The sequence below is a fragment of the Lentzea sp. NPDC059081 genome (genome assembly GCF_042738015.1).
GTDB lineage: Bacteria > Actinomycetota > Actinomycetes > Mycobacteriales > Pseudonocardiaceae > Lentzea.
The window spans coordinates 24739-32196 of the sequence record NZ_JBHYGW010000053.1 but is presented as its reverse complement, the minus strand read 5'-3'; the positions used below and the strand labels follow the sequence as shown (position 1 = coordinate 32196).

The window sequence follows — 7458 nt, the reverse complement described above, 5'->3', positions numbered from 1 at the left end:
AACCCGGCACGCTTTTCGCCGGGTTGACACCCCTGACCTGGTGTGGCTCGCTCTTGCCTCGGTTCGTGACGGGACCACCCCACCCGAACCGCACCGCCTACGCAGCAGCAAGCCGCCGAACGCAACAGGCGTGCCATCAACCCGCTAACGGCGCTGGGCGGTCTTTGATCAGTTGGCGGGGTCCGGGGCAGAGCCCCGCGCACGAAACAGGCACCCGAACGCAAAACGCAACCAACCGACCAACCAACCGCCAAACCTCAGTACAAAGCAGAAGCCAACGCCCGCCGAGCAGCAGCCACCCGAGGATCATCGGCCGGGAACAACTCAAAAAGTCCGATCAAATGAGTCCGAACCCGATCCCGCTCATCCCCGAAAACCCGCCGCACAGTCCCCACCAACCGAGCAAAAGCCTCATCCACCATCTGCCCAGCGATCTCGGCATCAGCAGCGGCCAACTGAGCCTCAAGATCCTCCGGAGCAGCATCAGCCTTGGCGATCACCGCAGGATCAACAGCCTCAGCCCGCTCAGCGAACCGAGCCTGCGCCAACCCTTCCCGCGCCAACTCGTTCCCAGGCTCAGAAGCCAGAATCTGCTCGTAAAAGCCCTGAGCAGCACCATAGTCCCCAGCCTCGAAGGCCTCCTCGGCAGCAACGATCCGAGGGTCCTCCACGACCTCTTCCTCAGCGACCCCGGTAGCCCGAGCCTCCCCTGCCCGAATCCCCGGCAACCGCTCCCGCAACGCGTCCAGCAACCGGGCGATCCAAGCGGACAACTCGGCATCCGCGATCGGCCCTGCAAAAGCATCGATCGGCTGACCAGCAGCAACAGCGACAGTCGTGGGCACGGACTGCACCCCGAACGCCTGCCCGATCCGAGGCGCCTGCTCGAGGTCGACCCGAGCGAGGATCCACGCCCCGCCGGACCCGGTCGCGAAACGGGTCAGGGTGGCCGCCAGCGCCTGCGACTCGGGCGAGTAGGAGGCCCCCAGCAGCACCACGACGGGCACCTGCAGCGACTGCTCGACGACTGCCTGGAACGAGGCTTCCGTGACGTCCACGATCCAGGGCACGGAAGCGCCGTTGTCAACAGGAGCAGCGGAAGCAGGCGCGGCTGCCGCCTGCCGAGCCGCGTCGGCGCGGGCCTTCAGGGCACCGAGGTCGACGGCGCCCGAGAGCGCGGCGGACAGTGCGGCGGTCTTGCGAGGATCAGGCCTTGTCACGTGTTCCATCCTGGCACGGCTAGTTCCCGGACCGGGTCCAGGGCCATCGGGTTGACGCGCATCGCCTCGTTGCCCGAAGCGATGCGTAGAGCAAGCGGTGTCATCAGTTCGACGAACCGCAACGTACCTGTGGTTCCCAGCACCTCCCACGGCTCCAACGCGCTCGAATCAGTCGCACGTTCGACCGCGGCGAGGTCTCCAGGCAGGTCCGACACGGCATCCCACTCCTCACCAGTCCAACCACGCGCGGTGCGCATGTATGCCGGATCGAGGGAATGCTCACGCGCGTAGAGCGCAAGCGCTTGGCAGGGCCCCACGCCGTGGGCCACGAGAGCAGCCACGTGGCCGTCGCCGCGTGCCTCGCGCAAGATCGTGCACGCGTGCCACAGCTCCAGATGGGGTTCGGCCGGCCACGGCAACGCACGGTTCGCGGCAGCCAACGGCCGTCCACCCAAAGGTGCCGCCATCGCGGCCATGCGCGCCAACGCGGCCGCCTCGGCGATCTCCGACGTGTCCACCTCACCGAGCAACCGGCGCAACGCCCCGTCCACGCCGCGAAGGCGCGCTTCGAGGAACTCGCCAGGCGAGGCGACCGCCCACGCGTCGGGCAGAGCGCGCGCGACCATCCGTGGGGCGAAGTTGTAGAACACCGCGGTGACCAGCTCCGGCGACGCGGCCCCGAGAGGCGCGGCGCGCATGCCGAAGTAGCCCATCCAGCCGCCCTTGCACCCGAGCGCGTCGGTCGCCGCGCGGGACTCGGGCGTGAAGTACGTGACGTCGTGATACGGCTCGAACCGCAACCACAGCTGTCTCGCGTCCACGCCCGACACGCTAACCCAGACAAAGCCGCCGCACGGGCTCACTCACCGTGGCGGCGTAAGTGCGTTCGGCCATCCGAGGAAGGCCTCCGGCGTGTTCACGGCGTGTCGGCGAGATGCTCCTCGATCCGGTCGACCTTGGCCTTGAGCTGTCCGGTGTAGCCGGGCCGGATGTCCGCCTTGAGCACGAGCGACACCCGCGGGGCCGCGGCCTGCACGGCTTCGGTCGCCTTCTTCACGACGGCCATCACCTCGTCCCACTCGCCCTCGACCAAGGTGAACATCGCGTTCGTCTCGTTGGGCAGGCCGGACTCCCGCACGACCCGGACGGCCTCGGCCACGGCCTGCGCGACGCCTCCCGACGAGTCCGAACCGGACGGAGCGACGCTGAACGCGACAAGCACACGTGCCTCCTGGTGATCATCGGTTGTACTGACTGGTAGCTTCGGTGCCCATGACACCGCTGCCGTTCGATCCGATCGCCCGCGCGGCCGAACTGTGGGACGACCGGGTGGGGTCCGCCACGGCGATGGCCGCCGTCACGAGCGTCATGCGTGTCCAGCAAATCATCCAGTCCGCCGTGGACGCAGCCCTGAAGCCGCACGGTCTCACCTTCGCGCGCTACGAGGCGTTGGTGCTGCTGTACTTCTCCCGCAAGGGCGCGCTGCCGATGCGCGTGATGGGCGAGCGCCTGCAGCTGCACCCCACGAGCGTGACCAACATCGTCGACCGGCTCGAGACCGACGGCCTGGTCCGCCGCACCCCGCACCCGACCGACCGCCGCACGACGCTGGTCGAGATCACCGACGCCGGGCTGCAGCGCCGTGAGAGCGCGACCGCGGCGGTGATGGAGGTCAACCTCGGGCTGAAGGGCCTGACCGACCGGCAGACCGAGCAGCTCACCGATCTGCTCGCGAAGGTCCGCAGGGCCAGCGGGGACTTCGAGGACTGAAAATCCGGTTGAGCGCACGGCGATGATGATCCGGTGACAGGACGGACGATCATCGCCCTGGTCAGCGGACCCGACGGGTTCGCGGGCCGCACCGACCCCGTCGCGGTGGACAGCCGCTGGTGGCCGGACGCCGAACCCGTCAACCACGCCCTGGAACAGCTGCTCGGCGTGCCGACGAGCGTGCTCAGGCTGATCGAGGTCGAGGGCGGCGAACGCGGAGGCGGCGGCGTCGTCACCTACCACGTCGAGGCGCAAGGCGAACCCGACCGCACGAAGCTGCACCCGGCGGACGAACCCGAGGCGGACGCCGAGTTCCGCCTGCCCTGGGCACGACCGGGCGGCCCGGCCGAGCTGGTCGCGTGGGCCGACGCCATCGTCGAGCGCACCGGCCGCGCGACCCAGGTGAAGACCTGGAACCTGTCGAGCGTCCACCGCCTGGCCACGGCGAACGGCACGGCGTGGCTCAAGGCCGTGCCGCCGTTCTTCGCCGACGAGGGCGAGGTGATCGCGATGGTCGCCGCCCACGACCCGACGCTGGTGCCCGCGGTGATCGCCTCCGCACCGCGCCGCGTGCTGCTCGCCGAAGCGCCGGGCGAGGACTGCTGGGACGTCACGCCCGAGCAGGTCGAACGGATCGTGCCCCGCTGGGTCGCGGTGCAGAACGCGCTGGCGGGCACACCGCGCCTGACGCCGTCCGTGGTGCCGATGCCGTCGTTCGGGCTGCCGGACACGCTGGTGCACGGCGACTTCCACCCCGGCAACTGGCGCAGCGGCGGCGTGGTCATCGACTGGTCCGACGCGGTGTGGGGACACCCAGCGCTCGACGCGGCCAGGCTCATCGCGTTCAGCCCCGCCCTCAGCGAGGTGGTCAGCCGCGTGTGGAGCGAGGCCTGGCTCGACCACCGCCCGGGCAGCCGCCCGCTGGAGGCCCTCGACGCCGCCCGCCGCGCGTCCCACCTGCACCTCGCCGTGCGGTACCAGGAGTTCCTGGACAACATCGAGGAGTCCGAGCGGATCTACCACCGCGACGACCCGGCCGAGCAGCTCCGCGCGGCGTCGCGGCTGGTGACCGGATGACGGGCAGGACGATCGTCGCGCTGGTCAGCAGCCCCAGCGGGTTCGCGGGTCGCACCGGCCCGCTGCCGATCCCGACCGCCGACTGGTACCACGTCGAGCCGGTCAACGAGGCCTTGGAACAGTTGCTCGGCGTACCCACCCACGTGCTCAGGCTGGTCAGCGCCGAGGGCGGCCGAACGCCGTTCGGCGGCCTGGTCACCTACCACGTCGAAGCGCTCGGCGAACCCGACCGCACGAAGCTGCACCCCGCGGAGGAACCGGAGCACGACGCCGAGTTCCGGCTGCCGTACGCGCGACTGGGCGGGCCTTCCGCGTTGATCGCCTGGGCCGACAGCGAGGTCGACCGCACCGGTCCCGCCGTCCAGGTCCGCACCTGGAACCTCTCGACCGTGCTCCGGCTCCCCACCTCGACCGGCCCGGTGTGGCTGAAGTCGATCCCGCCGTTCTTCGCCGACGAGGGCGCGGTGATCGAGATGGTCGGCACGATCGACCCGACGCTCGTGCCGGACGTGATCGCCTCGGCGCCCCAACGGGTCCTGCTCGCCGACGCGCCGGGCGACAAGTGCTGGCCCGTCATGCCGGAGCACGTCGACCTGGTCGTCCCGCGCTGGGTGGCCGTGCAGAACGCGCTGGCGGGCGAGCCGCGGCTACGCCCGACCGCCGTGCCGATGCCGTCGTTCGGACTGCCCGACACGCTGACGCACGGCGACTTCCACCCCGGCAACTGGCGCCGGAGCGGCGAGGTCATCGACTGGTCCGACGCCGTCTGGGGTCACCCGGCGCTCGACGCGTGCCGGGTGCTGGAGTACAGCGATCCCTCGCTGCACGACCACATCCGCGCCGTGTGGAGCAAGGCGTGGCTCACCCACCGCCCGGACAGCCGCCCGCTCGAAGCCCTCGACGTCGCCCGCCGCGCGTCGCACCTGCACAACGCGGTGAAGTACCAGGTCTTCCTGGACAACATCGAGGAGTCCGAGCGGATCTACCACCGGGGCGACCCGGAGGTGGAGCTCAGAGCTGTTCGGCAGCCGTCTCCGTGAGTCGGCCGGTCTTCGACGCCCAGCGCTCGAAGACCACCGTGCCGAACGGCGGGATGCTCGACAGCAGGCCGATGACCAGCGTGCGGACGTCCCACTTCAGCGGGTCCTTCGCCATCAGCGTGACGAGGACGAACCCGACGAAGATCGCGCCGTGGATCGGCCCGAAGATCTTCACGCCGATCTCGTTCTGCACGACGACGTACTTGAAGAACATCCCGAGCAGCAGGCCCGCCCAGGAGATCGCCTCGGCGAGCGCGAAGATGCGGAACCGTCCGACCGCACTGGAGAACGTCATGGTTCTCCATCATGAACCGTGACGGGCGGCACACGGCAACCGGGCCTGTCCTATTCCTCCCATTTGAAGATCCTCGAAGCGATGAAACCGACCACTAGCGTGAACCCGACCAGGATCGACGCCGGGACCACGAGCGACTCGATCCCCTTGCCGCGCACCAGCACGTCGAGCATCCCGTCGTTCATGTGCCGCAACGGGAACGCCTTCGACACCGCCTGCAACCACGCCGGCGCCTGGTCGACGGGGAAGAACGTCCCGGACAGGAACGCCATCGGCAGCACCACGATGTTCGCGGCCGCCGAAGCCGCCTCCTCCGTCTTGGCGAACGACCCGACGAGCATCCCGAGCGCGAAGAACGCCACGGTTCCCAGCAGCAGCAACGGAATCGCGAGCCACCACTGACCGGACAGCCGCAACCCGAACAACGGCAGCGACGCGATGCCGACGAAGATCGCGCCCTGCACGAGCGCGACACCGGCGCTGACCATCAGCCGCGACGACAGCACGGCGGTCGCCGACACGGGGGCGAGCTGGATGCGGCGCAGCACTTGCTTGCGGCGCCACGACACCAGCGTCAGCGCCGACCCGAACACCGCCGACACCGCCACACCCCACGACAGGATGCCGGGCGTCAGGTACTGGATCGGCTTCAGCGAGGCGTCCTCGACCTTCTCCGCGGCGAACGTGAACCGCGGCGGCTGGCCGGTCGCGGCGAGGTTCGCCTTGTCCACGAACCCGTTCACGATCCCGAGCACGGTCGCCGACTCGACCTGGTCGCTCTGCGCGTACCGCACGTCGACCTGCTGGCCGCGAACGATCAGCGCCGCGGGCAGGTCGCCGTCCTTCACCTTCTGCACGGCGGCGTTCTCGTCGTCGTAGGACTCGAACTCGAGCGCGCCGCTGTCGCGCAGGGACGAGACGATCGGGCCGTCGCCGACCAGTGCGATCTTGGTCTTGTCGTCGCCGACGTCGCGCAGGATGAGGCCGAAGATGACGAGGAACATCAGCGGGAAGACGAACGTGAAGAACAGCGTGGCCTTGTCCCGGACGAACCCCTTGAACATCGCCAGCGAGAGCGTCTGGAACGCGGTCATGCGCGGTACTCCCGTCCGGTGAGGTGGAGGAACACGTCCTCGAGGGTGGCGGTGCGGACCTGCAGGCCGTCCAGCGCGCCGCGGTCGGCGAGCGCGGACAGCACGGGGGCGGGGCGGCGGGTGGAGATCGTCAGCGAGACCTCGTCCTCGCGGGCGTCGTCGACGCCGTCGAGCGCCTGGGCGTCCACGACGGACAGCAGGCCCTTCTGCAACGTCACGTGCGTGGGTGCGTCGAGTCCGCGCACCAGCACCGGCGGCCGGTCGAGCGCGAGGATCCTGCCCTCGTCCATGATGGCGACGCGGTCGCAGAGGATCTCGGCCTCGTCGAGGTAGTGGGTGGTGTAGACGATCGTCTTGCCGCGCTCCTGGATCGCGCGCAGCACGTCCCAGAGGTTGCGGCGCGCCTGCGGGTCGAGCGCGGCGGTCGGTTCGTCCAGGAACACGATGTCCGGGTCGTGCACCAGCGCGCACGCGATCGAAAGGCGTTGGCGTTGGCCGCCGGAGAGCTTGTTCTCGCGCTCGTTCGCCTTGTCCGCCAGGCCGACCAGCTCCAGCATGTCCGCGGCCGTGCCCGCGCTCACGCCGTAGAGCGAGCCGAAGGTCTGCAGCTGCTCCTTCGCGGTCAGCTTCTCGAAGAACGAGGACGCCTGCAGCTGGACTCCGATGCGCGGCAACAGCTTCACGTTGCGCGGCCACGGGCTCTCGCCGAGCAGCGACACCTCACCGCTGTCGGGCTTGCGCAGTCCTTCGACGATCTCCAGCGTGGTCGTCTTCCCGGCGCCGTTCGGCCCCAGGATCCCGAAGAACTCCCCCTGCGCCACGGTGAACGAGACGCCGTCCACCGCTTTCAGCTCGCCGTAGCTCTTGCGGATGTCCCGCACCACGACCGCCGACCGTTCCTCCGTCATGGGCGGAACGGTAGGTCAGCGCACTTCGGTTCGAGGGGCGGAAAGACGAAAGTC

General features: G+C 69.5%; 9 protein-coding genes. 3 read left to right on the top strand and 6 right to left on the bottom strand.

Annotated elements, in window-relative coordinates:
* Positions 1 to 257 precede the first annotated feature (257 nt).
* The 3 genes from ACFWV3_RS44990 to ACFWV3_RS44980 form a co-directional block, all read right to left on the bottom strand.
* Positions 258 to 1229 (bottom strand): co-chaperone YbbN, encoded by a 972-nt coding sequence (locus ACFWV3_RS44990; protein ID WP_382420398.1) that lies wholly within the window; start codon positions 1227 to 1229, stop codon positions 258 to 260.
* Complete coding sequence (locus ACFWV3_RS44985; protein WP_382420396.1) at positions 1217 to 2041, bottom strand: hypothetical protein; 825 nt, start codon at positions 2039 to 2041, stop codon at positions 1217 to 1219. Before ACFWV3_RS44985 ends, ACFWV3_RS44990 begins: the two co-directional genes overlap by 13 nt.
* Positions 2042 to 2136: 95 nt before the next feature.
* Positions 2137 to 2442 carry an MTH1187 family thiamine-binding protein gene (locus ACFWV3_RS44980; RefSeq protein ID WP_382420394.1) on the bottom strand — a complete coding sequence of 102 codons (306 nt, stop codon included), beginning with the start codon at positions 2440 to 2442 and terminating at the stop codon, positions 2137 to 2139.
* A 50-nt stretch (positions 2443 to 2492) separates the two neighbouring features.
* Between ACFWV3_RS44980 and ACFWV3_RS44975 the strand changes: the two genes are divergently transcribed.
* From ACFWV3_RS44975 to ACFWV3_RS44965, 3 genes are read left to right on the top strand one after another with little or no spacing between them, the layout of a single operon-like run.
* The gene (locus tag ACFWV3_RS44975) at positions 2493 to 2990 is read left to right on the top strand and encodes a MarR family transcriptional regulator (RefSeq protein WP_382420392.1); all 498 of its coding nucleotides are present in this window, start codon (positions 2493 to 2495) and stop codon (positions 2988 to 2990) included.
* 33 nt (positions 2991 to 3023) lie between these two features.
* Positions 3024 to 4067, top strand: a complete 1044-nt coding sequence (locus tag ACFWV3_RS44970) for a phosphotransferase (protein ID WP_382420390.1) — start codon at positions 3024 to 3026, stop codon at positions 4065 to 4067.
* The gene (locus ACFWV3_RS44965) at positions 4064 to 5107 is read left to right on the top strand and encodes a phosphotransferase (protein WP_382420388.1); all 1044 of its coding nucleotides are present in this window, start codon (positions 4064 to 4066) and stop codon (positions 5105 to 5107) included. The genes ACFWV3_RS44970 and ACFWV3_RS44965 overlap by 4 nt, the downstream gene beginning before the upstream one ends.
* On the opposite strand, the gene ACFWV3_RS44960 is transcribed toward ACFWV3_RS44965, so the two are convergent.
* Genes ACFWV3_RS44960 through ACFWV3_RS44950 form a run of 3 tightly spaced genes read right to left on the bottom strand, consistent with a single transcriptional unit; the run spans position 5079 to position 7404 of the window.
* Complete coding sequence (locus tag ACFWV3_RS44960; RefSeq protein WP_382420386.1) at positions 5079 to 5402, bottom strand: DUF3817 domain-containing protein; 324 nt, start codon at positions 5400 to 5402, stop codon at positions 5079 to 5081. The genes ACFWV3_RS44965 and ACFWV3_RS44960 overlap by 29 nt on opposite strands.
* Before the next feature lie 50 nt (positions 5403 to 5452).
* The gene (locus ACFWV3_RS44955) at positions 5453 to 6496 is read right to left on the bottom strand and encodes an ABC transporter permease (protein ID WP_382420384.1); all 1044 of its coding nucleotides are present in this window, start codon (positions 6494 to 6496) and stop codon (positions 5453 to 5455) included.
* Positions 6493 to 7404, bottom strand: coding sequence for an ABC transporter ATP-binding protein (locus ACFWV3_RS44950; RefSeq protein WP_382420382.1), 912 nt, complete (start codon positions 7402 to 7404; stop codon positions 6493 to 6495). The genes ACFWV3_RS44955 and ACFWV3_RS44950 overlap by 4 nt, the downstream gene beginning before the upstream one ends.
* Between the last annotated feature and the right edge of the window lie 54 nt (positions 7405 to 7458).

Bases quoted from the DNA above. Each gene is read 5' to 3' on its own strand.
- ACFWV3_RS44955 (WP_382420384.1), bottom strand. From the start codon at position 6,496: ATGACCGCGTTCCAGACGCTCTCGCTGGCGATGTTCAAGGGGTTCGTC.
- ACFWV3_RS44975 (WP_382420392.1), top strand. From the start codon at position 2,493: ATGACACCGCTGCCGTTCGATCCGATCGCCCGCGCGGCCGAACTGTGG.
- ACFWV3_RS44990 (WP_382420398.1), bottom strand. From the start codon at position 1,229: ATGGAACACGTGACAAGGCCTGATCCTCGCAAGACCGCCGCACTGTCC.
- ACFWV3_RS44960 (WP_382420386.1), bottom strand. From the start codon at position 5,402: ATGACGTTCTCCAGTGCGGTCGGACGGTTCCGCATCTTCGCGCTCGCC.
- ACFWV3_RS44965 (WP_382420388.1), top strand. From the start codon at position 4,064: ATGACGGGCAGGACGATCGTCGCGCTGGTCAGCAGCCCCAGCGGGTTC.
- ACFWV3_RS44950 (WP_382420382.1), bottom strand. From the start codon at position 7,404: ATGACGGAGGAACGGTCGGCGGTCGTGGTGCGGGACATCCGCAAGAGC.